27 protein-coding genes and 2 pseudogenes are annotated in these 22,918 nt (G+C 48.0%); 10 read left to right on the forward strand and 19 right to left on the reverse strand.

Translation table 11 applies throughout. The annotated features are described in order from the left end of the window. Window positions 1-2: 2 nt before the first annotated feature. Both EYA81_RS11470 and EYA81_RS19240 read right to left on the reverse strand, forming a co-directional pair. A pseudogene (locus tag EYA81_RS11470) lies at window positions 3-713 on the reverse strand (ATP-binding cassette domain-containing protein); the annotation flags it as partial. 57 nt (window positions 714-770) lie between these two features. Beyond that, window positions 771-929 carry a hypothetical protein gene (locus EYA81_RS19240; RefSeq protein WP_165491382.1) on the reverse strand — a complete coding sequence of 53 codons (159 nt, stop codon included), beginning with the start codon at window positions 927-929 and terminating at the stop codon, window positions 771-773. A 581-nt stretch (window positions 930-1,510) separates the two neighbouring features. On the opposite strand from EYA81_RS19240, the gene EYA81_RS11475 reads away from it, so the two are divergent. The 4 genes from EYA81_RS11475 to EYA81_RS11490 all read left to right on the forward strand — a co-directional run bounded on the left by EYA81_RS11475 (window position 1,511) and on the right by EYA81_RS11490 (window position 3,827). Then, complete coding sequence (locus tag EYA81_RS11475) at window positions 1,511-2,635, forward strand: SH3 domain-containing protein (protein WP_165491383.1); 1,125 nt, start codon at window positions 1,511-1,513, stop codon at window positions 2,633-2,635. Window positions 2,636-2,647: 12 nt separating this feature from the next. After that, on the forward strand, window positions 2,648-2,920 hold the full coding sequence (locus EYA81_RS11480; protein ID WP_131225763.1) for a zinc ribbon domain-containing protein: 273 nt from the start codon (window positions 2,648-2,650) through the stop codon (window positions 2,918-2,920). A gap of 156 nt (window positions 2,921-3,076) precedes the next feature. Next, complete coding sequence (locus tag EYA81_RS11485; RefSeq protein WP_131225765.1) at window positions 3,077-3,376, forward strand: hypothetical protein; 300 nt, start codon at window positions 3,077-3,079, stop codon at window positions 3,374-3,376. A gap of 34 nt (window positions 3,377-3,410) precedes the next feature. Continuing rightward, complete coding sequence (locus EYA81_RS11490; RefSeq protein ID WP_117599279.1) at window positions 3,411-3,827, forward strand: zinc ribbon domain-containing protein; 417 nt, start codon at window positions 3,411-3,413, stop codon at window positions 3,825-3,827. A gap of 188 nt (window positions 3,828-4,015) precedes the next feature. Here the strand turns inward: EYA81_RS11490 and EYA81_RS11495 are convergent, their stop codons facing one another. From EYA81_RS11495 to EYA81_RS19665, 6 genes and pseudogenes are all read right to left on the reverse strand, one after another. Continuing rightward, window positions 4,016-4,195 (reverse strand): hypothetical protein, encoded by a 180-nt coding sequence (locus EYA81_RS11495; protein WP_117599280.1) that lies wholly within the window; start codon window positions 4,193-4,195, stop codon window positions 4,016-4,018. A 391-nt stretch (window positions 4,196-4,586) separates the two neighbouring features. Beyond that, on the reverse strand, window positions 4,587-5,360 hold the full coding sequence (locus EYA81_RS11500) for a biotin--[acetyl-CoA-carboxylase] ligase (RefSeq protein ID WP_005835105.1): 774 nt from the start codon (window positions 5,358-5,360) through the stop codon (window positions 4,587-4,589). Next, a pseudogene (locus tag EYA81_RS11505) lies at window positions 5,344-5,701 on the reverse strand (MmcQ/YjbR family DNA-binding protein). Before EYA81_RS11505 ends, EYA81_RS11500 begins: the two are co-directional and overlap by 17 nt. 75 nt (window positions 5,702-5,776) lie before the next feature. After that, the gene (locus tag EYA81_RS11510) at window positions 5,777-6,142 is read right to left on the reverse strand and encodes a YraN family protein (RefSeq protein WP_117599281.1); all 366 of its coding nucleotides are present in this window, start codon (window positions 6,140-6,142) and stop codon (window positions 5,777-5,779) included. Further along, entirely contained in the window at window positions 6,142-7,107 is a 966-nt protein-coding gene (locus EYA81_RS19660; protein ID WP_370293102.1) for a S41 family peptidase, read from the reverse strand. The genes EYA81_RS11510 and EYA81_RS19660 overlap by 1 nt, the downstream gene beginning before the upstream one ends. After that, window positions 7,100-7,915, reverse strand: a complete 816-nt coding sequence (locus tag EYA81_RS19665) for a BACON domain-containing protein (RefSeq protein WP_242672383.1) — start codon at window positions 7,913-7,915, stop codon at window positions 7,100-7,102. Before EYA81_RS19665 ends, EYA81_RS19660 begins: the two co-directional genes overlap by 8 nt. Window positions 7,916-8,095: 180 nt before the next feature. Between EYA81_RS19665 and EYA81_RS11520 the strand changes: the two genes are divergently transcribed. Continuing rightward, window positions 8,096-8,329, forward strand: coding sequence for a hypothetical protein (locus EYA81_RS11520; protein WP_005824205.1), 234 nt, complete (start codon window positions 8,096-8,098; stop codon window positions 8,327-8,329). A gap of 40 nt (window positions 8,330-8,369) precedes the next feature. After that, entirely contained in the window at window positions 8,370-8,804 is a 435-nt protein-coding gene (locus tag EYA81_RS11525) for a nucleoside deaminase (protein ID WP_117599445.1), read from the forward strand. A 24-nt stretch (window positions 8,805-8,828) separates the two neighbouring features. Here the strand turns inward: EYA81_RS11525 and EYA81_RS11530 are convergent, their stop codons facing one another. From EYA81_RS11530 to EYA81_RS11540, 3 genes are all read right to left on the reverse strand, one after another. After that, window positions 8,829-9,128, reverse strand: coding sequence for a DUF4834 family protein (locus EYA81_RS11530; RefSeq protein WP_016274162.1), 300 nt, complete (start codon window positions 9,126-9,128; stop codon window positions 8,829-8,831). A 67-nt stretch (window positions 9,129-9,195) separates the two neighbouring features. Continuing rightward, window positions 9,196-9,903 (reverse strand): CDP-diacylglycerol--serine O-phosphatidyltransferase, encoded by a 708-nt coding sequence (gene pssA / locus EYA81_RS11535; RefSeq protein WP_131225769.1) that lies wholly within the window; start codon window positions 9,901-9,903, stop codon window positions 9,196-9,198. Between the two features lie 13 nt (window positions 9,904-9,916). After that, a complete protein-coding gene (locus EYA81_RS11540; protein WP_117599283.1) occupies window positions 9,917-10,603 on the reverse strand; it encodes a phosphatidylserine decarboxylase family protein in 687 nt (228 codons plus the stop codon). A gap of 170 nt (window positions 10,604-10,773) precedes the next feature. Here EYA81_RS11540 and dnaE point away from each other — a divergent pair, with 170 nt between their 5' ends. The 3 genes from dnaE (at window position 10,774) to EYA81_RS11555 (ending at window position 15,496) form a co-directional block, all read left to right on the forward strand. Further along, window positions 10,774-14,571, forward strand: a complete 3,798-nt coding sequence (gene dnaE, locus EYA81_RS11545) for a DNA polymerase III subunit alpha (RefSeq protein ID WP_131225771.1) — start codon at window positions 10,774-10,776, stop codon at window positions 14,569-14,571. A 166-nt stretch (window positions 14,572-14,737) separates the two neighbouring features. After that, complete coding sequence (gene trxA, locus EYA81_RS11550) at window positions 14,738-15,052, forward strand: thioredoxin (protein ID WP_005824191.1); 315 nt, start codon at window positions 14,738-14,740, stop codon at window positions 15,050-15,052. 111 nt (window positions 15,053-15,163) lie between these two features. Next, entirely contained in the window at window positions 15,164-15,496 is a 333-nt protein-coding gene (locus tag EYA81_RS11555) for a hypothetical protein (RefSeq protein ID WP_005824189.1), read from the forward strand. Window positions 15,497-15,557: 61 nt separating this feature from the next. On the opposite strand, the gene EYA81_RS11560 is transcribed toward EYA81_RS11555, so the two are convergent. The 5 genes from EYA81_RS11560 to EYA81_RS11580 form a co-directional block, all read right to left on the reverse strand. Next, on the reverse strand, window positions 15,558-15,776 hold the full coding sequence (locus EYA81_RS11560; protein WP_081027348.1) for an immunity 17 family protein: 219 nt from the start codon (window positions 15,774-15,776) through the stop codon (window positions 15,558-15,560). Window positions 15,777-15,825: 49 nt separating this feature from the next. Then, window positions 15,826-16,251, reverse strand: a complete 426-nt coding sequence (gene tsaE, locus EYA81_RS11565; RefSeq protein WP_117703512.1) for a tRNA (adenosine(37)-N6)-threonylcarbamoyltransferase complex ATPase subunit type 1 TsaE — start codon at window positions 16,249-16,251, stop codon at window positions 15,826-15,828. 13 nt (window positions 16,252-16,264) lie between these two features. Further along, window positions 16,265-17,077 carry a metal ABC transporter permease gene (locus EYA81_RS11570; RefSeq protein WP_016274158.1) on the reverse strand — a complete coding sequence of 271 codons (813 nt, stop codon included), beginning with the start codon at window positions 17,075-17,077 and terminating at the stop codon, window positions 16,265-16,267. 50 nt (window positions 17,078-17,127) lie between these two features. Then, complete coding sequence (locus EYA81_RS11575; RefSeq protein ID WP_055288493.1) at window positions 17,128-17,556, reverse strand: hypothetical protein; 429 nt, start codon at window positions 17,554-17,556, stop codon at window positions 17,128-17,130. 254 nt (window positions 17,557-17,810) lie between these two features. Beyond that, a complete protein-coding gene (locus EYA81_RS11580) occupies window positions 17,811-19,127 on the reverse strand; it encodes a 3-phosphoshikimate 1-carboxyvinyltransferase (protein ID WP_131225772.1) in 1,317 nt (438 codons plus the stop codon). Window positions 19,128-19,304: 177 nt separating this feature from the next. Between EYA81_RS11580 and EYA81_RS11585 the strand changes: the two genes are divergently transcribed. After that, the gene (locus EYA81_RS11585) at window positions 19,305-19,694 is read left to right on the forward strand and encodes a DUF2721 domain-containing protein (protein WP_005824170.1); all 390 of its coding nucleotides are present in this window, start codon (window positions 19,305-19,307) and stop codon (window positions 19,692-19,694) included. Between the two features lie 5 nt (window positions 19,695-19,699). On the opposite strand, the gene EYA81_RS11590 is transcribed toward EYA81_RS11585, so the two are convergent. Genes EYA81_RS11590 through EYA81_RS11600 form a run of 3 tightly spaced genes read right to left on the reverse strand, consistent with a single transcriptional unit; the run spans window position 19,700 to window position 22,871 of the window. Then, entirely contained in the window at window positions 19,700-20,296 is a 597-nt protein-coding gene (locus tag EYA81_RS11590; protein WP_131225774.1) for an aminotransferase class IV family protein, read from the reverse strand. Continuing rightward, window positions 20,280-21,269 (reverse strand): aminodeoxychorismate synthase component I, encoded by a 990-nt coding sequence (locus tag EYA81_RS11595; RefSeq protein WP_129643829.1) that lies wholly within the window; start codon window positions 21,267-21,269, stop codon window positions 20,280-20,282. Before EYA81_RS11595 ends, EYA81_RS11590 begins: the two co-directional genes overlap by 17 nt. Before the next feature lie 3 nt (window positions 21,270-21,272). Continuing rightward, a complete protein-coding gene (locus EYA81_RS11600) occupies window positions 21,273-22,871 on the reverse strand; it encodes an aspartate:alanine exchanger family transporter (protein WP_117599288.1) in 1,599 nt (532 codons plus the stop codon). Between the last annotated feature and the right edge of the window lie 47 nt (window positions 22,872-22,918).

Here is a 22,918-nt window from a genome sequence, read left to right on the forward strand (position 1 = left end):
TGCTAACTGCCCAATTCCAATTGATTCTTCACAAGATTATAATAAGCTCCCCGGCTGGCTATCAGTTCCTGATGCTTTCCGGCTTCTATGATTTTCCCTTTGTCTATCACTACTATCCGGTCGGCGTTCTTTACAGTGCTTAGGCGATGGGCCACCACGATCACCGTTTTCCCTTTGTAGAACTCCGTCAGGTTCTCTACAATTATCCGCTCGTTGTTGGCATCCAGCGCATTGGTGGCTTCGTCCAGAAAGATGTACTGCGGATTCTTGTAGACGGCTCGGGCAATCAGTATCCGTTGTTTCTGCCCTTGACTCAGACCCACACCGTCTTGCCCTATCAGAGTGTTGTATTTCAGGGGGAGGCGCATGATGTAGTCGTTTATATTGGCAATCCGGGCAGCCTCTGCCAGCCGTTCCTTGTCTATTTTAGGTTGAACTGGTTGAGATCTGTGTCGCCGATGGAGATTTCTCCGCCCAATGCCTTGTAGTAGCCCAACAGCAATTTGATGATGGTCGTCTTTCCGCTTCCTGTTCTTTATTTCGTTGATGAAGATGCTGCCTGCTTCTTGTGTCTGTTGCAGTTTCAGGTTCTTCATGTTGGCTTCGAAAAGTTCGGCCTGCACGTCTTCCCACTCCCAGCGGCGGCGTTGCTCGCAGTCTTGCAGCTTTATCCCCTGCATGGCGGTGATGAACTGGTAGGTTTTGTTGTTGTTCTTAAGGTTAGGCACAAAGTCTCCTCCCATGTAAAAGGCGGCATTGCGCAAATAGTTTCAGGTTTCTGTATTGTAGTATTTTTCTGTTCCGGAGTAGTGCTGTTCTCCGTATTCAGTTCCTTTTTCACGGTTGTTTCCCACCCAGGAAAAGATGGTGTAGAAAGAGAATTTATCGTTCCCGGTTTCAAAACTTCCACTATGAGAATTTGTCAACATTCCCGGATGGACGTCATTGTTCAGATTTAGCAGCTGGTAAGTCTAGCTCCTTTTTTTGAGTTTTATATTGAGCACCGTTGCATATCCGTCTTTGAGATATTTATGCGCCAACATAAAAAATGCAGGAAATGTTATTGCGCTTCCTACATTTTTCATATTTTTGCATTTGGAGAGAGGAGTTCTCTCCAAGACATTTTAGAATTTGAAGAAGCGTTATGCTTATCTTGTGGTTGGGAACCTAGGAAATTCGCAATTGTACACAAGGATAGCATAGTGGTTCTCACGCATATAGCGTGGGCTGCTATAACCATATCCGTGTACAAGGTTTTCCTAGGACCTCCAACCAGAACGTGGCATTGCAGTCTCACGCTTTTATGTTGAATGGTTCCCGGGAGAGACTGAGGGAGATTAATTATTTAAATATTATGAATGCACGTCACCTATTCATTTTATGCGGTACGTTTTTGTTATTCATGGCCTGCAAAGACTCTCCCAAGCAAAAGTCTCTTTCTGCCTCAAAGAATCCAAACCACACGTATGTAATTGCAATAAAGTCGGACATTAGCGTCAAAAAGGAATCGGTGGAAGGCAAACAGGTAGGGGTTGTTGAACGTGGAGAAATGTGCGAACTGGTAGATTCGGTCAACGGATGGTATAAAGTTCGGTTACGTACAGGTGAAGAGGGCTATGTCAACAGCGAATTTTCCAAAGTGCTATCCCATGATTCTATTCCGAAGAAGGCTTTTGAAGCGTATTGTCCTTTGGCAGAGCAGAGAGTACAATACGGTGCCCTATCTTTCAGACTGGATGGAAACAACGTATTTATGGCGAGGGGTTATAATTCTGTGCCAGAGGATGGAAATCTTTGGAATTCGGTCTACCAAGGGGCAACGGTCTATTATGGAAAGATAGAAGGAAATCGGCTGGTCTTCACACGTCACTTGGAATCCTTTAGGGGACTGCTGGAAGACGTTACTCCGGAGGAGATGGAGGAAGTAAAGCCTTATACCGCATATTATTCGCCCGTTGAGGGAGGATTCATCTTTGAAGGGGCACTATTTAAGACTTCAGATGTTGATGGCATTTTGAATGCGGCTCCCGTTAATAAAGAAACTGAAACTCCTCATCCTTTGTCGGCACGTAAAGGTCTCGGCCTATATGGGAGCGTAGAAAGTCTGACCAATAGTGAAGGGGAAACCACTCGGTTTGACAAGGTTGGGAATATACTGGAAATCAGTAAAGGGGAAGAATATTCCCTGATTTATAAGTACAATGACAACCGTACAGAATACAGCCGAAGCGATTGGGGCTCTTACACCATCACATACAGCGACCATAAGCGGAGCGATATGAGTAAGAATGAATCCGATATGGAAGGTTCTGTAGAATATCTTTTTGACGAGCAGGACAGAATCATAGAACGTAAAAGTCAGGTAAGAATGATTTACCTCACAGAAACATTCACTTACACCGGTGTGAACCTTCTTCCTGATAGTAAAAGTGTACACGATTACGATGAAACCGGAGATTACCTTACCACAGATAGATATGAGTATCTGGAAGTGGACGAGCATGGGAATTGGTTGAAGCGAAAAGTTACCCGCACCAATCAGGTGAAAGAGTATAAGGAGAATGGTGAGTCATTCTCTACCAAAACAGAACCGGAACGTATCGAGACACAATCCCTTGAGTATTTCAACAACTAAAAATAACTATTTATGAGTACGAAAATGAAATTCAAGTGTACTTCATGCCAACACATATTTGAACATGATGCTTATCAAAAGGAATGTTTCTGTCCGAAGTGTGGTAACATCAGTGAACGTTGTGCAGAAGAGGAACAGTTTATTGTTTGTAGTGAATGTGGAACTGAAATCCCTAACGGTGTAACATCGTGCCCCACATGCGGGTGCCCCATATCTGCCACGAAAAATCGCCATTGCCATGAATGTGGTGCTGAGCTGGCTGATTCCGTATACGTTTGTCCGTAATGCGGATGTCCCGTTGTACCAGCTACGCCGATTGCCGCTTCATCTATCCCTCCGGTATCCATTACACAGACAGCATCTCCTATAGAGGTTGAAGAGCAGGAACTTTCCCTTCCCCCAAGGAGTAGGGCTTTATATTGGTTTATTGGTGGTATTGTATTGGTGCTGTTAGTAAGTTTCGGTATATTTTATTATACGACCGATTATTTTAAGGATAAGACCAACACATTGGAATCTGTCGTAGGTACTTCGCGGCAAGTAGTGATTGATGGTGTCAACCTACGTTTACGGTATGCACCATCGTCGGATGCAGAAACATACAAGTGGGCTGACGGAACCAACCGTCACCCGGAGAAAGGTGAACGGTTTCCTTATTTAGGAGAAGTAGGAGACTTTTATAAGGTTGATTATAAGGGACTTGTGCTGTATGTTTCCAAACAACATACTCACCTAGAATAGTTTTTTATTTATTAACGCTAATATATTTTGTATTATGGCACTCATTTTTTGTTCCCATTGTGGAAAGCAGGTTTCGGACAAAGCTACCACCTGCCCTCATTGTAATGCAGTCCTGCAAGCAGGACAACCTCAGGTTCAACCTCAAACAGCCCAGCAGCCGTTCCAGCAGAACACAAATGCTACGCAACAGTCGGTTTACGTAAATGTTCCAGGTAAGCAATCCAATGGTATCGGCACTACTGGGCTGGTATTCGCCATTCTTGGAATCTTTCTTGGGTGGATACCTATTCTTGGGTGGATTATCTGGTTCCTCGGTGCGCTTTTTAGTTTCATCGGCTTATTCAAAAGTCCGCGCGGCTGCGCCATTGCAGGTTTCATTATCTCATTTATATGGGTGATTGTCGCTGTGTTCGTCGTTGGGTCTATTGGAGCCTTTTCACTCTTTAGTTAATGGTTGTTATACATAGAAGGTTCTATCGTTTAAGAATTTTAGATACCAATTAAGTGATGCTGGCAAAAAGAACAAATTCACTTTTTGCCAGCATATTTTGTTACTTTTGTAATCAAAACAAAAGAAAGTAGAGCTAAAGAAATTTCATAATTTTCATTCTCACATTTCCGGTGTCCCTTTTTCTCCGGTCACTTTCTGATAAAGTCGTCTTCGGATGGAAGAAATGCTTTCCGGCTTGGGTGCATCAACCGTGCGATGTCTGTTTGGCGGAATTGGAGCTTGATAAGCATACATACGTGCAGTTCGTTTTCGTTGGGATTGTGCAGTGAATGCAGCTTTTCAAAGAAGTTGGGGCAGACAGGAGACATCAGTTCTTTCAGTATTTCCCATTCTTCAGGGGTGATGTATGCCTCGCCACGAGCGAAGTTTGCCCGTTCTTATAGTTTCTGCTATATATTGGAACCAAGCAGATACTCTTGGCCCTCCTGCTCTTGCTCGTTTTCTATCGCTTTTTGTTGCAAGATGTGGTTGAGCAACTCTAAGTTGTCGCTTTCAGCCGGTTGTTCTCTTTTTCACGCAGTTGATAGTTGTAGAGGGAAGTGCATCCGGTGGATGGTTTCCGTCTGTGTCGCTTGTTCGATGGTGAGTTCCAAAAGTTTGCGATAGGCAACTTGTTTGGCATAGATGGTTCCTCCCTTGTGACGTGATAGCGTGACAGATGAATTTCAAAATAAACTTTGTGATAGGGATGAATCTCCTTTACAGAATGTATTGCACTTCCTTGAACAGATATTCCCGTTCACTTCCTCCTTCATCCTCCAGCACGAACCGTCCGTCTTGCTCTACACGCAGCAACCGGGCAAGGAACTTGCCGTTGGCATCTTCATAAGGGTGCAATCCCCGGCGACGGAAAAGGGAGCGGGCATACCGTGTGGATATCTCGTCGGAGTAGACGGCGAAGTCCTCCATTTGGAGGCTGTTGTAGTAGATTTGTACACGTCTCAGGATATGGGCAAGGATTTCATAACGGTCGTGCTCCTTTCCGGTGATTTGTTTCAGTGAGACGGGGTTGGGAGCATCACTGTTGAAGACTTCCTGGTTGATGTTGATGCCGATTCCGGCAATGCTGCGCCTGATATGATGTCCGGAAAGGTCGTTCTCTATCAGTATACCGCAGATTTTCTTGTCTTTCCAATAAATGTCGTTCGGCCATTTGATGGTGATTTCATCAGACCATCTGCTCAGTTCTTCCTTAATGGCGAGGGAAACGATTTGTGAAAGGATGAACTGTCGGCGGGCTTCCAGAAAAGAAGGGTAGAGTACAAAGCTGAAAAGCAGGTTCTTGCCTTCTTCAGCTTCCCAGGTGTTGCCGCGCTGGCCTTTACCGGCGGTTTGGAACTCGGCAGTCACGGTTGTTAGTTCGGCAACGGATTCTTGCAACTGGTTGCAAAGCTGGCTGAGGTATTGGTTGGTCGATGCCGTTTCGTCCAATGCTACCAGCGGGAACGGGAATGTGTCAGGGCAGGGCTTCATATTCGGTACGCATTTTTTTTGGTGAACTTCTTCAATACTTCTTCCATAGAGTGGTCTATCAGTTGCTTCAACAGTTTGTCGTCGACGTCACCGTCAAGGAACACCTGGTTCCAGTACTTTTTGTTGAAGTGATAGGCACCTTCGATGGCAGCATAGTGCTCCCGCAGTTCGAGTGCATATTCGGGGTCGCATTTCAGACAAATCTTGTTGGCGCTTTCCAGGTCGATAAGTGCAAACATTTTATCCATGACTTTCATCACGAGCGAGTATTCGTCGAACGGAAGGCATTCCGTGACGGCCTTTTTGCTGAGGCAATATTCGCGGGCGGTTTCTATGTCCATGATGGTATTTACGGTTTACAATTTATAATCTACGATTTACGATTGAAATAACTCTCACTTATCAATTGTCAATTATCAAAATATGGGTGGATAGAAGGCATCCTTCATGTGCTCTATCCTGAATGCTCCCGGTTCGCCTACAGCAGTTATGATGTCGAAGCGGACGGGTGCATCCAAACAGAAGTGCTTGATATAGGCATCGGCCGCTACGACAATACGTCGTATTTTCTGCCAGTTCACGGCATTCTGCGGCTCGATGTAGTCCGTATTGCTACGGGTTTTCACTTCCACAATAATCAGTTCCTTATCTTTGTCGGCTACAATATCCAGCTCAAGGTGATTCTTCCGCCAGTTACGGTCACGTATGGTGTAACCGTTCTGTTCCAAATATTTGGCAGCGGCGTCTTCACCGGCTTTTCCAAGAATATTGTGTATTGCCATTATTCCGGCAACTTAATCATGCCTTCATGTCCTCGTCGGTAGATGGCAGGGACCTTCAAGGCTTTGCCTCTCATCAGGGGTTCTGCACTGCGTGTTGTGGGTGCCGGAGCCTGACCGGTGATTTCCTGGATGGCACGGGCATATAGGAACTCTTTATCCGAACCATAGTCTCTGTATATGTAATATCCGTCTCCTCTGCCGTAAGGGTCGTTTTCATCTATTTCGATGTCAGGTGTGAACCCATTTTCATAATCTCCAACTCCTTTGGCATTATAGCTTTGGAAGGTGATGGGAACCACTTCGTAGACGTTATTTCTTATGGTATATTCTACTGGTTCCATACCTACATTTTTACCGGTAGTTCTTTTACCTATAAGTGTTACTTCTACATCTATTCCCTTTAGAGAATTGATGACAAGTTCACTGGCTGATGCTGTTCCGTTACCTACGATACAATAGACGTGCTGAAGGTTTAAGGCACCTGCTGATAGAGACGTAGCCAGATTCTCATAGTTGGAATATGCAAACAATTCTTCCTCACGTTTATCATTGCGTTTTTTCATTCTTTCTTTATTATATCTCAGGCTTGTGAACACTTTGCCTTCAGATTTTGCGCCGGCTATACAAGTTGCTATTAGGTTGGCTGATATAACGTGGCCACCTCCATTGTAACGTAAATCCAAAATTAGGTCCGTGATATTCTGACTTTTGAATTCTTTGAATACATCGAATAATTCTTGGTCAAATCCGGCCTCAAATCCAGAATAAACAAGATAGCCAATTCTGTGCCCTGGGGTTTCTTCTTCTGTTGTCACTTTACTGAAAAGAATAGGATTGCAGTACATGGCTTCGGAAGATATGTCTTTTTCTTGGGTTCCTCCCTCTGTCTTTTCCTCTGTAATTTTCAGGCTGAAAGCCGAAGCTGGTATCAGTAAATCTAGGTAATGTTGCCAATAATTACTCATGGTTAACTTTCTCTCCGTTTATTTGCATGATTGAGGAACCTCGTTTAATACCTGCCCGTGCTGCCGGTGAATTGGGGTAAACACCTTGTACAAAGAAGTAGATAGTGTAATTATCTTCGCTTCCAATTGCTCGAACGTCTGCTCCGGTAATGCCGAAACTGTAAGTTTGTTCTTTTTTTACCCATTGAGTGGAACGGGTTGAACCGATGGGATTTTTTTTCTGTATGTATGAAAAGAGAGTATATTTTCCATCCGCAGTGGCCTTTTTATCCAAAGTATTAGTAGTCATACTTCCCAATGCATCATAGAAGAAGTCTTCATAGCCTTTGTTATGGTCAAGATTCAATGTTTTGTATTCATCGTTCCAGAGATACATTTCTCTCAGATATTCATCAACTTTAGCGTTAATCTCCATATCTTCAGTGGTTTGGGGAGCACTGGTCCCTTTTTGTGTAACTTCAAAACTTGCAGGAGAATAGCCGTCTATATTAATGGAGATTCTGGCTGTCCGGTCGGTGGTGGAACTTGTACTTACAGATAATTTCAAGGTACTTTGTCCTTTTGTGCCCGAGGTCGTATTCAGTTTGCACCAATCCGCTCCAGAGGTGACGGAAGCTACCCATTTAGCTGCAGCATTGAAGCTTACAGACAAGTCATTATCCTGGCTGATCTCCAGGGATTTTCCCTCTGTCCAACTTTGATTGGTTATGCCGGTATTAAGCTTATTATCGTCATCGTCACTACATGAGATAAAACTTATACTGAACAACGCGAGTAGAAAGAAGCTGAGATAATTTACATGTTTCATACCTTTTAAATTTAGAACTCTCCAAAAATACGTTTTTAATTATTAAATTAAAATGTTTTTAAGAAATTCTTTAAGTTTATCGGTCAAAAAAATATTTCAGTGCCATTTAAGCGTTTCTGATATAAAAATTACGTAGGTTCGTTTTGTTTTTACAGAAGTAAAAGTAATTTTGCAGGAAATATGAGAAAGAGAGATAAAACGTGTGCGAAAGCAACGCCCGAAGAACCGAAGCGCGAGCAGCGCATGGTATGCCTGATGAGCGAGGAAGAGCAGCGGATTGTGGATCGTTATCTGGAGAAATACAAGATAACGAACAAGTCGCGTTGGCTGCGGGAGACTATTCTCATGTTTATCCATAAGAATATGGAAGAGGATTATCCTACTTTGTTCGGTGAGCACGACATGAGGAGATGAGCATTAAAAATTAGAAATTAACAATTAAAAGGGGATGGCGTTGGACGATAGCTATTATATGAAGCAGGCACTTCAGGAAGCGCAGAAGGCAGGTGAACGGGGAGAAGTTCCTGTAGGTGCGGTTGTGGTTTGCAAGGACCGTATCATAGCTCGTGCCCATAATCTGACGGAGACCTTGACAGATGTCACCGCCCATGCCGAGATGCAAGCCATTACCGCTGCCGCTGCATCCCTTGGCGGCAAATATCTGAATGAATGTACTCTCTATGTCACAGTGGAACCCTGCGTGATGTGTGCCGGTGCCATTGCCTGGGCGCAGATGGGACGTCTGGTCTTTGGTGCTGAAGATGAGAAAAGAGGGTATCAGCGCTATGCCTCGCAGGCATTGCATCCCAAAACACAAGTGGTAAAAGGAATTCTGGCAGATGAATGTGCCGCCCTGATGAAAGAGTTCTTTGCCGCCAAGCGCAAATAATCTCTAATCCTTTATCCCTAATCCCTACTCTTTGATTTCTTCAAAATCCACATACTCTCCCTCGTCTTTGGAGAACAGTTTCTTGTGGCGGGGGCGTATTTCACCTTCTTCAGCTTGTACCTCTTCAGACGATTGTCTATTATCATTGTAGGAGTACCCTCCCGGCTGGTAGTTACCATTTCCTTTTTGGTAGGGACCGGAGTTGGAGGAAGTACGGCGTCCGCCCAATCCGAATATGTTCCGGATGACAGTACCGATAATGCTGAGGCCAATGAGCAGAATGGCAATTATGATGATGAATAAAAATCCTAAAATATGAAACATGGGCTAATGTCTTTTTATGTGTTCGTTTTCTGCGAACTTCAATACAACAACCGTGCCAAAAATTTGTTTATTTACTTTTCCTTGTAATAAGCGAAAGTAGTATATACCACACGATAATTGCAGCAAAGCTGCAGATTCCCAAGAAGATGAGGAACGGAATGCAGACAAGCAGGAAAATGAAGCTTGTTTTATTGTCTTTCCATGACAGATTCTTGAATTTGAGTGAGAACATTGGAATCTCCGATACAAGTAGCCATGAGAAAAGGTAGACCAGCAGCAACAGATAAACCGGATGGAAGCTGCCGCTCACCAGCCAGTCGTGAGCGCCCGTCACCAATGAAGCCCAGAACAAGGCGTTTGCCGGGACGGGAAGTCCTACGAAAGAGCTCGTCTGGCGGGTATCGTTGTTGAACTTGGCAAGCCGCAGTGCAGAGAATACGGACAAAAGAAATGCGAGATAGGGGAAAACACCGGCCAAGCTTTCCATTGCGCCCGAATAGTCCATTTCCTTGAACAAGGAAAATACAATCAGGGAAGGGGCCACTCCGAAACTGACATCATCTGCCAGAGAATCCAAATCCTTGCCGATAATGGAGTGTGCGTCCAGTGCACGTGCCATCATGCCGTCGAAGAAATCGAATACGGCACTGAAAATAATGAAAGCGAGTGCCCATTCATATCTGGCTTCGAATGCCATGACACAAGCAATACACCCGGAGAATAGGTTCAGGCAGGTCAGAGTATTTGGAATATGGCGGGTAATGCAGTTTGCCATTGTTGTTCTTTTATTATTTAAGTTTGGCTATCACTGTCTGATTGCCAGTAGTCAGTTGTCCTAGTTTAACGAATACTTCGGTGCCCAACGGCAGAAAGACATCCACGCGGGAGCCGAATTTGATGAAACCCATATGTTCGTCAATATAGCATTCCTCGCCCGGTTCGGCATAGGTTACGATGCGGCGCGCCATGGCTCCGGCTATCTGTCGTGCCATAATCTCCACGCCTTCCGGGGTTTCTATTACTACGGTGGAACGCTCGTTGTCGGTGCTGGCTTTGGGCAGCCAGGCTTTCATGAACTTTCCGTTTTGGTGCCACACCTTCTTTACCGTACCGTCTACCGGATACCAGTTGGCGTGTACATTAACCAGACTCATGAATATAGATACCATGATACGGCGGTCGTGGAAGTATTCGTTTTCCTCCACTTCTTCCACCACTACGATTTTACCGTCGGCAGGAGCTACCACGACTTTCTCCGTTTCTTGTCCGAACAAACGGATGGGGCAGCGGAAGAAGTTCACGAGTATGCCATATACTATGAGGCTGATGACCGCTACTACGTAAAAAGGAACTTTGCATTCCAATCCGAAGTAAAGGGCAGTGTTGACAGCCAGAATCAAGGCCAGGCTGCCTGCCAATGTATGTGTTCCTTCACGGTGTATGCGTATCTTTTTTAATCTTTTTAATCGACCCATGTATATCGTATTTGCTAATTTAGATAGAAATTATCTGCAAAAATAGGCTTATTTTGAAAATCTAACAAGGATTTGGAGAGAGAAATGTGTATGTTGATAACTTTTTGGGAAATATTTTTGTTAGCTGTGATAGAGGTTGTAATTTTAGGCTCTGAATAGAAAGGATATATATGCAAGATTTTGTTCATTTACATGTCCATACCCAATACTCTCTTCTGGATGGCCAGGCAAGTGTCAGCAGGTTGGTTGACAAGGCCATGAAGGATGGTATGAAAGGCATTGCCGTGACTGACCATGGAAATATGTTCGGTATCAAGGAGTTCACCAACTATGTCAACAAGAAGAACAGCGGGCCGAAGGGGGAGATAAAGGACCTCAAGAAAAGGATTGCCGGTATTGAAAGCGGTGAGATAGAGTGTGAAGACAAGGAAGCGGAGATTGCCGGTTGCCGTGCCAAGATGGCAGAAGCGGAAAGCAAGTTGTTCAAGCCGATTGTAGGCTGTGAAATGTATGTGGCTCGCCGAACCATGGATAAGAAGGAGGGGAAGCCGGACCAGAGTGGCTATCACCTGATTGTGCTGGCGAAGAATGAGAAGGGGTATCACAATCTGATAAAACTTGTATCGCATGCCTGGACAAGGGGATACTATATGCGTCCGCGTACAGACCGCAGTGAACTGGAAAAGTATCATGAGGGGCTGATTGTCTGCTCGGCTTGTATCGGTGGCGAGGTCCCTAAGAAGATTATCAATGACCAGCTGGAAGAGGCGGAAGAAGCTGTACGCTGGTATAAGAATCTGTTTGGCGATGATTACTACCTGGAGCTTCAGCGCCATAAAGCCACTGTTCCCCGTGCCAACCACGAAGCCTATCCGCTTCAGCAGAAGGCGAATGCCAAGTTGCTGGAGCTTGCCCGGAAATATGACATTAAGGTTATCTGCTCTAATGACGTCCACTTTGTGGATGAAGAGAATGCGGAAGCGCACGACCGCCTGATTTGTCTGAGCACGGGTAAAGACCTGGATGACCCTACCCGAATGCTCTATACCAAGCAGGAATGGATGAAGACAAAGGCTGAGATGAACGCCTTGTTTGAGGATATTCCCGAAGCCTTGTCCAATACCTTGGAGATTTTGGACAAGGTGGAATATTATTCCATCGACCATGCTCCTATTATGCCTACGTTTGCTATTCCGGAAGATTTTGGAACGGAAGAGGGCTATCGGCAGAAATATACCGAAAAGGACTTATTTGATGAGTTTACCCAGGATGAAAACGGCAAGGTGGTGCTGGATGAGGATGCCGCCAATGCCAAGATAAAGCGTCTGGGGGGCTACGACAAACTGTACCGTATCAAGCTGGAAGCCGACTATCTGGCAAAGTTGGCATTCGACGGTGCCAAGAAGCTGTACGGTGATCCCTTGTCCGACGAGGTGAAGGAACGTCTGGTCTTTGAGCTGTACATCATGAAGACGATGGGTTTCCCCGGATACTTCTTGATTGTGCAGGACTTTATCAATGCCGCCCGCACACAGCTGGGCGTTTCGGTAGGACCGGGACGTGGTTCGGCTGCCGGCTCGGCGGTGGCCTATTGCTTGGGCATCACGAAAATAGACCCGATTCAATACGACCTTCTGTTCGAGCGTTTCTTGAATCCCGACCGTATCTCTTTGCCTGATATCGATGTGGACTTCGATGATGACGGGCGTGGAGAAGTGCTCCGCTGGGTGACGGAGAAGTACGGGCAAGAGAAGGTGGCGCACATCATTACATATGGCACGATGGCGACCAAGATGGCCATCAAGGACGTGGCGCGCGTGCAGAAACTGCCTTTGAGCGAATCGGACCGTCTGTGCAAGCTCGTGCCGGATAAGATTCCCGACAAGAAACTCAACCTGCCCAATGCCATTGCCTACGTGCCCGAATTGCAGGCTGCGGAGGCTTCGCCCGATCCCCTGGTGCGCGATACGATGAAATATGCCAAGATGCTGGAAGGTAATGTACGCGGTACGGGTGTGCATGCCTGCGGTACTATTATTTGCCGTGACGACATCACGGATTGGGTACCCGTCAGCACGGCGGATGATAAGGAGACGGGCGAGAAGATGCTCGTTACCCAATACGAAGGTTCCGTCATCGAAGATACGGGACTTATCAAGATGGACTTCCTCGGACTGAAAACCTTGTCCATCATTAAGGAAGCCGTTGCCAATGTACGTCTGCACCGCGGCTTGGAACTCGACATCGACAAGATATCCATTTCCGACCCTGCTACCTATAAACTCTATTGCGACGGCCGCACCATCGGTACGTTCCAGTTTGAATCGGCCGGTATGCAGAAATATCTGCGTGAGTTGCAACCGAGCACTTTCGAGGATTTGATTGCCATGAATGCCCTCTACCGTCCGGGTCCTATGGATTATATCCCCGACTTCATCGACCGTAAGTGGGGACGCAAGCCCATCGAGTATGACATCCCCATCATGGAGAAGTATCTGAAGGATACCTACGGCATTACGGTCTACCAGGAGCAGGTCATGCTTCTGTCGCGTTTGCTGGCGGACTTCACCCGTGGTGAGTCCGATGCCTTGCGTAAGGCGATGGGTAAGAAACTGCGTGACAAGCTGGACCACATGAAGCCGAAATTCATTTCGGGTGGACAAAAGAACGGCCACGACCCGAAAGTGCTTGAGAAAATCTGGGCCGACTGGGAAAAGTTTGCGTCCTATGCCTTCAACAAGTCACATGCCACTTGCTATTCGTGGGTGGCCTATCAGACGGCTTTCCTCAAGGCCAACTATCCGGCCGAATACATGGCGGCGGTCATGAGCCGAAGTTTGGCGAATATTACCGATATAACCAAACTGATGGATGAATGCAAGGCAATGGGCATCAATACATTGGGGCCGGATGTGAATGAAAGTAACCTGAAGTTCACCGTGAACAAGGAAGGCAATATCCGTTTTGGTCTTGGCGCGGTGAAAGGGGTAGGCGAGGGTGCTGTGCAGAGCATCATGGAGGAACGCGAGAAGAATGGTCCTTTCAAGGGTATATTTGATTTTGTGCAGCGTGTCAATCTGACAGCCTGCAACAAGAAGAATCTGGAATGTCTTGCTTTGGCGGGCGGGTTCGACAGCTTCCCGGAGCTGAAGCGAGAGCAGTATTTTGCCGTAAATTCCAAGAACGAGGTCTTCCTCGAAACCTTGGTGCGGTATGGTAACCGTTACCAGGCCGACCAGGCTGCGGCTGCAAACTCCTTGTTCGGCGGTGAGAATGTGGTGGATATCGCCACTCCGGAAATACCGGTAGCGGAACGTTGGAGCGACCTCGACCGTTTGAACCGGGAGCGCGATTTGGTAGGTATCTATCTGTCCGCACACCCGTTGGATGAGTATTCCGTAGTTCTGGAGCATGTTTGCAACACTCACATGACAGAGCTGGAAGATAAGACGGCACTTGTGGGACGCGAAATAACAATGGGTGGCATCGTGACCGCCGTGCGTCGCGGTATCAGCAAAAATGGAAATCCTTACGGCATAGCCAAGATTGAAGACTATTCCGGTTCGGCAGAGCTTCCTTTCTTCGGAAATGATTGGGTGACCTATCAGGGGTATCTGGGTGAACGTACCTTCTTGTTCATCAAAGCCCGTTGCCAGCCCAAGCAATGGCGGCAGGATGAGTTGGAGCTGAAGATAACCTCCATGGAACTGTTGCCTGACGTCAAGGAGAAACTGATTGAGAAGATAACCATTCTCATTCCGCTGAGTGTGCTGAACAAGGCTTTGATAACTGAACTGGCAGAACTGACCAAGGAACGTCCGGGCAGTACGGAGCTTTATTTCAAAGTCAGAGATGAGGATAGCAAGATGACGGTCGATTTGATTTCCCGTCCCGTGAAGCTTTCCGTGGGGCGTGAACTGATTACTTATTTAAAAGAGCGTCCGGACCTTGAGTTCAGGATTAATTAGTTATCTTTGTTGGAAAACGAAGATAGGCTGCACCTCGGCATAAAAAATGAACAAGTTCATTTTGTTTTGCATTCGGTTTGCACTATCTTTGCTTCGAAAGCGAAGGTTGATAAAACGCAATTGACAGTAAATTAATAATTATAGTTGACATTTAATATTAAAAGAAATGGCTTTAGAAATTACAGACAGCAATTTTCAAGAAATCCTGGCAGAGGGAAAGCCGGTCGTTATGGATTTCTGGGCACCTTGGTGCGGCCCTTGTAAGATGGTGGGACCAATCATCGATGAATTGGCTACTGAATATGAAGGAAAGGTGATTATTGGCAAATGTGACGTGGATGAGAACGGTGATGTGGCTGCCGAATATGGTATACGCAACATCCCTACAGTCTTGTTCTTCAAGAATGGAGAGCTGGTGGACAAGCAGGTAGGTTCTGCTCCGAAATCTGCTTACGTGGCCAAGATAGAAGCGATATTATAAGGTACTATTTGACGATTTACGATTTACCCTTTCGGCATCATGGCGCAGCTAAATAGTAAATAGTAAATCGTCAAATAGTCAATAACATTAACCCTTTAAGCAATAGTAAGTATGGGAATGGAAGACGATTTTTTGCAGAATGATGTCGATGATGAAAAGACCATCGAGTACATCAAGAATTATTTGCCGCAGGAGTTGAAAGAGAAGTTCTCTGACGACGAGTTCTATTATTTTCTCGATTTGATTGACGAGTACTATTCCGAGAGCGGCATCCTTGATGCACAGCCGGATGCGGATGGGTACATCGAAATTGATTTGGGGAAAATCGTGGACTATATTGTCAAGGAAGCCCATAAGGATGAGATGGGTGACTATGATCCGGAAGAAATCCTTTTCATCGTACAAGGTGAGATGGAATATACGGAATCTTTGGACGAAGAATAGTCTGTATCAAAAGTATAGGAAAATCGCGGATGAGCATGGCTTCATCCGCGATTTTTTGTTTTTATGTAACCGGTGGCGTATTCAGAAAAAAGAAGATGGACGTGCCGATGAGGATGACACCCAATACACCGTAGAACAGGCGGGCTTGTCGCCGCCCTACATTTTGTACGATAAACTGGGTGTTTCGGGCAGTAAAGAACCAGTTCCAGTCCAATATGGCTGCCAGCAAGGCGGTGATGCCCGCGACGGCAAAAATTCCTTGAACGATGTATTGGCTCATCAGAAATAACAATTAAGAATTAAAAATTAAAGCGGGGGAAAAGCATGCCTTATTCAAAGCTCTCTAACGTGACTTTCCGCTCTCCGTTCTCCACTTCTTCGATGGTGACCTTAATGGTGTTACCCGGCAAGAGCTCCTCTACCAGCTCCGGCCATTCTATGAAGCAGAGGGCGCCGCTGTAGAAGTAATCTTCGTACCCCATGTCATACACTTCTTCCAGTTTCTTGATGCGGTAGAAGTCAAAATGGTAAATCAGTTCGCCGGCAGTGTCGGAACGGTATTCGTTGACAATGGCGAAGGTAGGGGAGGTGATGACGTCGGAAACGCCCAATTCCTCGCAAACGGCTTTGATGAAAGTCGTCTTGCCCGCCCCCATTTTTCCATAGAGGGCGAAGACGGTATTGTCACCCATTTCAGCGATGAACTGGCGGGCGGCTTCGTGAATCTGGTCTAATGACTGAATTTTGATTTCCATTGTGTCTTTTGATTTAGCGTTGCAAATATAGCCAAAAACTTTTTCCCGTCTTGCAAATGGCATAGATAATGATGGAAAAGAATATGATGGATGCACCCGAGGGGACATTCAAGTAGAAAGAAATCATCAGCCCGCCCAGGCAACTGAGGTAACCGATGCCGATGGAAAGCCAGATGATGCGGTGGAACCGGTGCGAGAACAAGTTGGCGGTCATCTGCGGAACGGTGAGCAGTGAAATGACCAGCACGATGCCCACCATGCGCAAGCATGCCACGATGGTCAGCGCAATGAACATCATCAGTACATATTCGAATACCTGCACCGGAATACCTTGCGAGCGAGCAAACTCCCGGTCGAAAGCCACGTAGATGATGGGATGGAGATACAGCGCGAAAAACAGTATCAGCAGCAGGGCAAGCCCGCCCAATAGAGCGATGTCGCTCCAGGTAATCGTGAGAATGTTGCCGAAGAGATAGGCGGACAAGTCGGGTGCGAATCCCGGCGAAAGGAAAGTGAACATGATGCCCAGTGCCATGCCCAATGTCCAGAATACGGCAATAGCGGAGTCTTCCCGCATATCCTTTCGTTTGCTGAGCCACTCTACACCGAAAGCGGACAAAACTGCAAACAAGGCTGCCGACAGAATGGGAGAAATGCCGGTATACAATCCCAGACCGATACCGCCGAAGGAGGCATGCGTCAATCCGCCGCTGATGAACACCAGTCTCCGGGTGACGATGTATGTGCCTATCAGCCCGCAAGCAATGCTTGCCAGCAGACTGCCGATGAGGGCATGTTGGAAAAAGGTGTATTGCAGTAGCTCCATTTATTCAATTAAAAATTAAGAATTACAAATTAAAAGTTGGATGTGGAGTGTTAGGAATGGGGGGTGAGACGACGTTCGCCGATAATGAGGAATACTTCATCCTTGATATTCTCCGGCAGGGCTATGCCGCGCAGTTGCAGGCTGCGTACCCATCCGGCTACGTCCGTGTCTTGCATGGTGTAGAACACGTCGCGGAACTCGTCTTCCTGCTCGGGAGTATAGGCATCGGGAGCGGTGCCGATGTATTTGTCCAGTTCCTCGTCATCGTAATATTCAATTTGTTTGCTGACGGCTGCCAGTAAGCTGTCACGTTCGCAGATTTCATGCTGTCCGCAGCATTCGGAATCCACTTCCTGCACTTCGGGCATGGCGTCCAGTTCGCCGCGGTCTATCTTCTTCTGCAGTTTCCGGTTGCGTATAATTCCGGCTGTGGCTGCCACGAGGGCAAGGACAATCAGGCTAATAATCAATATCCACATGGGCTTCCTTTTCTTGAAAAACATGTTCCATTAATAGAACGGACAAAGATACACATTGTTTTGTACACGACAAAATAATGAGTCAGATTGCAGGTAGGCAGATTACTTCCACCCGACGCAGGCATTACTTGCCTGGAACGCAGTATAAAACTACTTTGGATGCATCCTAATCTTAGAATGTATCCTTTATTCCTAAGAATAAAGGTTATATTCTTAAGAATAAAGGCTGTATTTCTAAGAATAAAAGCTTTATTCTAAGATTGCATTGCATCTTGGCAGACTTTAAATCCCGCCTTTTGCAAGTCTTCCCAGTAAGCAGGGTAAGATTTGGTAACGACCTGTGGTTCATTTATCCGTATTTGGGGCAGTACAAGGCAGGCGGGGGCAAATGCCATGGCCATACGGTGGTCTTCGTAGGTGGCGATGACGGGGTCAGCGTCTGCCGGGCAGCGTTCGCCATCCCACAACAAGATGCTGTCTTGCTCGGAGCGCACGACGTAACCCAGTTTACGCAGTTCCGTAATGAGGGCGGTGATACGGTCGGTCTCCTTTATTTTGAGGCTTTGCAGTCCGGTGAAGCGGAAAGGGATGTCCATCAAGCAGCAGGTGACGACAAAGGTCTGCGCCAGGTCCGGGATGTCCACCATGTCTTCGTCGAGACGGGTGGCGGGAGTACCCTTCCGGGTCAGTTTTACTCCCCGGTCTGTATATTCGGTATGGACGCCGAGGCGGGTAAAGACTTCCGCGCCGCGGCTGTCGCCTTGATAGCTGTGGGCGAAGAGACCGAGTAGTTCGATTTCTGCCGTGTACGCTTCTTCCTTCGTGCTGTCTTCACTTTCTTTTGCGCTACTTCTGTCTCCCCCTTTTATTTTTTCATTTTTAATTCCTTCTATTGCCATCATCTGATACCAGTAAGAGGCGGCGCTCCAATCGCTTTCTACGGTGAAAGGGGTATCCGTGTATCCGCCGGGGCTGACGGTGATGCAATCTTCGGAGACCCAGTCGGCTTGGGCGCCGAAGTCGCGCATCAGTTGCAGGGTCAGGTTGATGTAGGGGCGGGAGATGATGTCACCCGTCAAGTGCAGGCGCAGGCCTTTGGGAAGGACGGTACCAATCATCAGCAGGGCGGATATGTATTGTGAGCTGACATTGCCGGCGAGGGATATTTCGCTGCCGGTCAGTTCTGTTCCGGTGATGCGCAAGGGAGGGAACCCTTCGTTTCCGACGTATTCTATGCGGGCGCCGAGCTCTCGCAGGGCGTCTACCAGTATGCGGATGGGGCGTTGCTGCATGCGTTGCGTACCGGTGATGATTCGGGTGCCAGGAGTTACGCTGAGGTAGGCGGTGAGGAAACGCATGGCGGTGCCGGCGGCAAGGATATCTATATGTCCGGGATTTCCGTCGAGGGCGCGAGTCATCACTATGGTGTCGTCACAATCGCTCAGATTGCGGGGCAGGATATTGCCGTGGGCAAGGGAGTGGAGGATGAGTGCCCGGTTACTGATACTTTTGGATGCCGGGAGCTGTATGGCTGCGTGCAGTGAGGCAGGAGCGGAAACGGTATATCGCATGGTCGTATTTGTTAAGTTACGGTGGTAAGGAGTTTTTTTATTGTCACTGCAAAAGTAGGATAAATCTTTGGGAAATGGAAAAAAGGAAACTTGTTTCTGTGGTTTCAATCTTTCGTTTATCTTTGCGGAGGTAAGTCCTGCTATCGGGACGGATAGATATAATTAAGCATCATTCTTATGGAAATAGATTTAACCACCCCCGCCTTGCTGTTTTCGGCCATATCGCTGATTATGCTGGCCTATACCAACCGTTTCTTGTCCTATGCCCAACTGGTGCGCACCTTGAAGGAACAGTACATGGAGAACCCGTCTTCGGTGAAGGCGGCGCAGATTGCCAACCTGAGGAAGCGGCTCTACCTGACGCGTGCCATGCAGGTGGCGGGCATCGGCAGCCTGCTGCTGTGCGTGGTCAGCATGTTCTTTGTCTATATCCGTCTCCATCTGCTTTCGGCCTATATCTTCGGTTTGGCGCTGATATTGCTGATTATTTCGCTGGCCATATCGGTGTACGAAATATATATATCGGTGAAGTCTTTGGAGATACATCTCAACGATATGCACGAGTAGAGGCTCTACGGGGTGATGTTCCGTACGGGGAGTTCCAGTTCTCCCCAGTCAATCATGGCATTGAACAGCCTGACAGTAGAGAATGAAGGCAAGTCTTCCGGTCTGATATCTTTTTCCTGCAAGATTCCTTCTTCCAGCAAGGCTGCCCGTTTGGTCCCTTTCAGCAGGGGATGTGCCGGCGTGTACCAGTGGGTACCGTCGGAAAGGGCGATGTTGGCGATGGAGGTGTCTGTCAGCAGGCCTTGTTTCACAATCAGAATGTCGTCGCATGCGCCGCGCAGGGCAAAGAGGCAGTTCAGCGGTTCGCGTCCGGTGCTTTTGTAGGTGTAGTCGATGTGGTCTGCCTGTATCAGTGCCAGCGAATGCACGTGCCGCACGGCGTAGGGGGAGTAGCTGACATCTTCAATACCTTTCTCACCATACACTACGCGTGCCTTGACGATACCTGCCTCGCAGCTGAGAGACGACAGATGGTCACGCAGTTGTAGCGGTGTACTTTCCGGCCAGAAGTGGGCGCGGGTATCGTTCAGCCTCCGATTGTGGCGGGAAAGGTTGCAGGCTTTTCCGTGGTCGATGCGTATGGTTTCAATAAATAGGCACATATATTTTCTGTATTACTTCGTTGTATTCGCTTTCCCACCGGCTTTTGGCGGTGATGCCGCCTCCTGCCTTGAAATGGAGCCGGCCGTTTTCCTGCTCGATGAAGCGTATCATGACTGCGCTGTCCAGCTGTCCATCGGCATAATGCCCCATGATGCCGGTGTAGAAGCCCCGTTCGTAATCTTCGGCTTCGGCAATGATTTCCACGGTTTTGGGCTTGGGGGCACCGGTGATGGAACCGGCGGGAAGCAGGCGGAAGAGGATGTCGCCGATGTGTGCGGTATAATCTTCGGGGAGGGTCCCGCATATTTCGGAGCTGGTCTGGAGGATGGGGCCTTTGTTGGTTTGCAGGCGGTCTATGTATCGGTAGGAGGTTACCTCTACGTGCTCTGATACCATACTTAGGTCGTTGCGTATCAGGTCGACGATGGTGGCGTGCTCGGCGGCCTCTTTGGCATCCTGCATCAAAAGCTGTTCCGCATCAGGCAGGGTAGCGTCGATGGTGCCTTTCATGGGGAAGGACTTTATCTTGCCCTTCTCTATGCGGACAAAGATTTCGGGGGAGAAGCAGACGAATCGGTCTTTCAGCCACAGCTTGTACAAGGCTTCGGAGTGGAGGAATATTTCGTCCATTGTCAGATTGGTGCTGACGGGCACCCGGCAGGTGAGGTTTGTCAAGTAGCTGTTGCCCGCCAGTAGATTTTGCTTCACGAGGTCAAACGAGTGTTTGTATGCGGCGGGGGAAGGGGGAGTGATGTCCCACTGAATAAGACCGGCGTATCGGGCGGCTGTTGCAGCTACCCCCACGTTGCCTGCCTTCGGGAATTGGAAAAGGCAAGTGGCGGGATTTATCAGGTCGAGGGGCTCTACGTGCGACTGCTCTTGTGCGTAGTCTACGATGAAGAGGAAGGGCACATTGTCTCCGGCCAGTGCGTTCATGCGGGCGATAGCTTCTGTTCGGTTGTAAGTTTTCATATATCAGTAGACTGCAGAGGATATCACCTGGATTATCAGAATGAGGAATACCATTGCAATGGGATATACCGTGGCATAGGCTACGCTCGGTATGTTGCTGTCCGTCATGGAGTCGGCGGCGGCAAGGCCGGGCGTGCTGGTCATGCCACCGGTGATGGTGCCCAGCAGGTCGAGAATGTTTATCTTGAATACGAACAGTCCGACGATGACGGCCACCAGCATGGGTACCAGCGTGATGGCGGCACCTACGCCGAACAAGAGCCAGCCGCTTTCCTGGAATGTGGCTACCAGGTTCCGTCCTGCCGAGGTTCCCACTTCGGCCAGGAAGAGCAGCAGTCCCAGCTGGCGCAGCAGTTGGTTGGCTGGGCCGGACATAGACCACAGAATGGGACCGGTCTTTCCGATGGCACTGAGGAAGAGGGCCACCATGAGGATGCCTCCCGTCAGTCCCGGTGAGAACGACAGACTGTCCGAGAAGGAGATGTTCAGCTTGCCGAAGAGCACGCCCAGCACGATACCCAGGGCGATGGGAAAGAAGTCGGTGTCGGACAGTTGCTTGTTGTCGTTGCCCAGTAGGCGTGCCACGCCTTTAATACCGTCTTTCTCGCCTACCACCATCAGCTTGTCGCCGAACTTCAGTGCCAGATCTGGCGAGGGGGAGAGGTCGATACCGCTTCGGCGGACGCGGGTGACGGTACAGCCGAAGTTCTTCATCAGGTTGAGGTCGCCCAGTTGTTTGTTTATCATGTCCTTCTTGGTGAGCAGTAGAGATTCAATCTCCTGCATGTCTACGAGTGGCAGTTCGCCTTCTTCGCGCTGGCCCACGAGGACGGCGAGCTGGTTCAAGGCCTCTTCGCTGCCCACGGCTTGTATGTAGTCTCCCTCGTGAAGTATGGTCTGGGCGGTGGGGATGGCTATCTGCTCATTGTGCTTATGGCGTGAGATGACAGCTCCGGTCATGGCGCGCGCATTGATTTGCATCAGGCTCCGGTCGAAGACGGCGGGGTTGGTTACACGGAACAGGCAGGTTGTCAGTTCCGGGAACTGGCTGCGGCGTTCCTTCTCCAGTCGGCGCGCCTCCTTGTCGAGGTCGATGCGCATAATGCGGGGCAGCAGCTTGACGAAGAGGATGACGCCGATGACACCGAAGGGATAGGCGATACCGTAGGCGATGGAGGCTAGCGGAGAGTGGGTGCTGTCGATGGCTACGGCGAGTCCCGGCGTACTGGTCAGCGCGCCGGCTATGAGACCGACCACGCTGGGTGTGTCTATATCGAAAGCGTACTTCAATCCTACGGCTGTGAGGGCGGCAGAACAGATGATGAGCAGGGTGATGACGATAAGTGTCTTGCCCTTGCTCCGGAAGGAGTCGAAGAATCCGGGACCGGCCTGGATACCGATGGTGAAGATAAACAGCACCAGTCCGAAGTTGCCTAACTCTTTGGGGATGATGACGCCGAAGTGTCCGAACAGCAGGGCAATGAAGATGACAGCGGAGACGTCGAGTGAAAGCCCTTTAATCTTGATTCTTCCCAACATGAAGCCTAAAGCCACAATAAGAAAGAGCGCGAAATAGGAGGAGTTTAACAAGTCAGCAAACATAATCAGTTAAAGAGTTAGGAGTTTATGCCACAAAGATAGTGCAAAAA

Origin of the sequence: Bacteroides sp. A1C1, from assembly GCF_004328515.1 — a bacterium.
Taxonomy (GTDB): domain Bacteria; phylum Bacteroidota; class Bacteroidia; order Bacteroidales; family Bacteroidaceae; genus Bacteroides; species Bacteroides uniformis.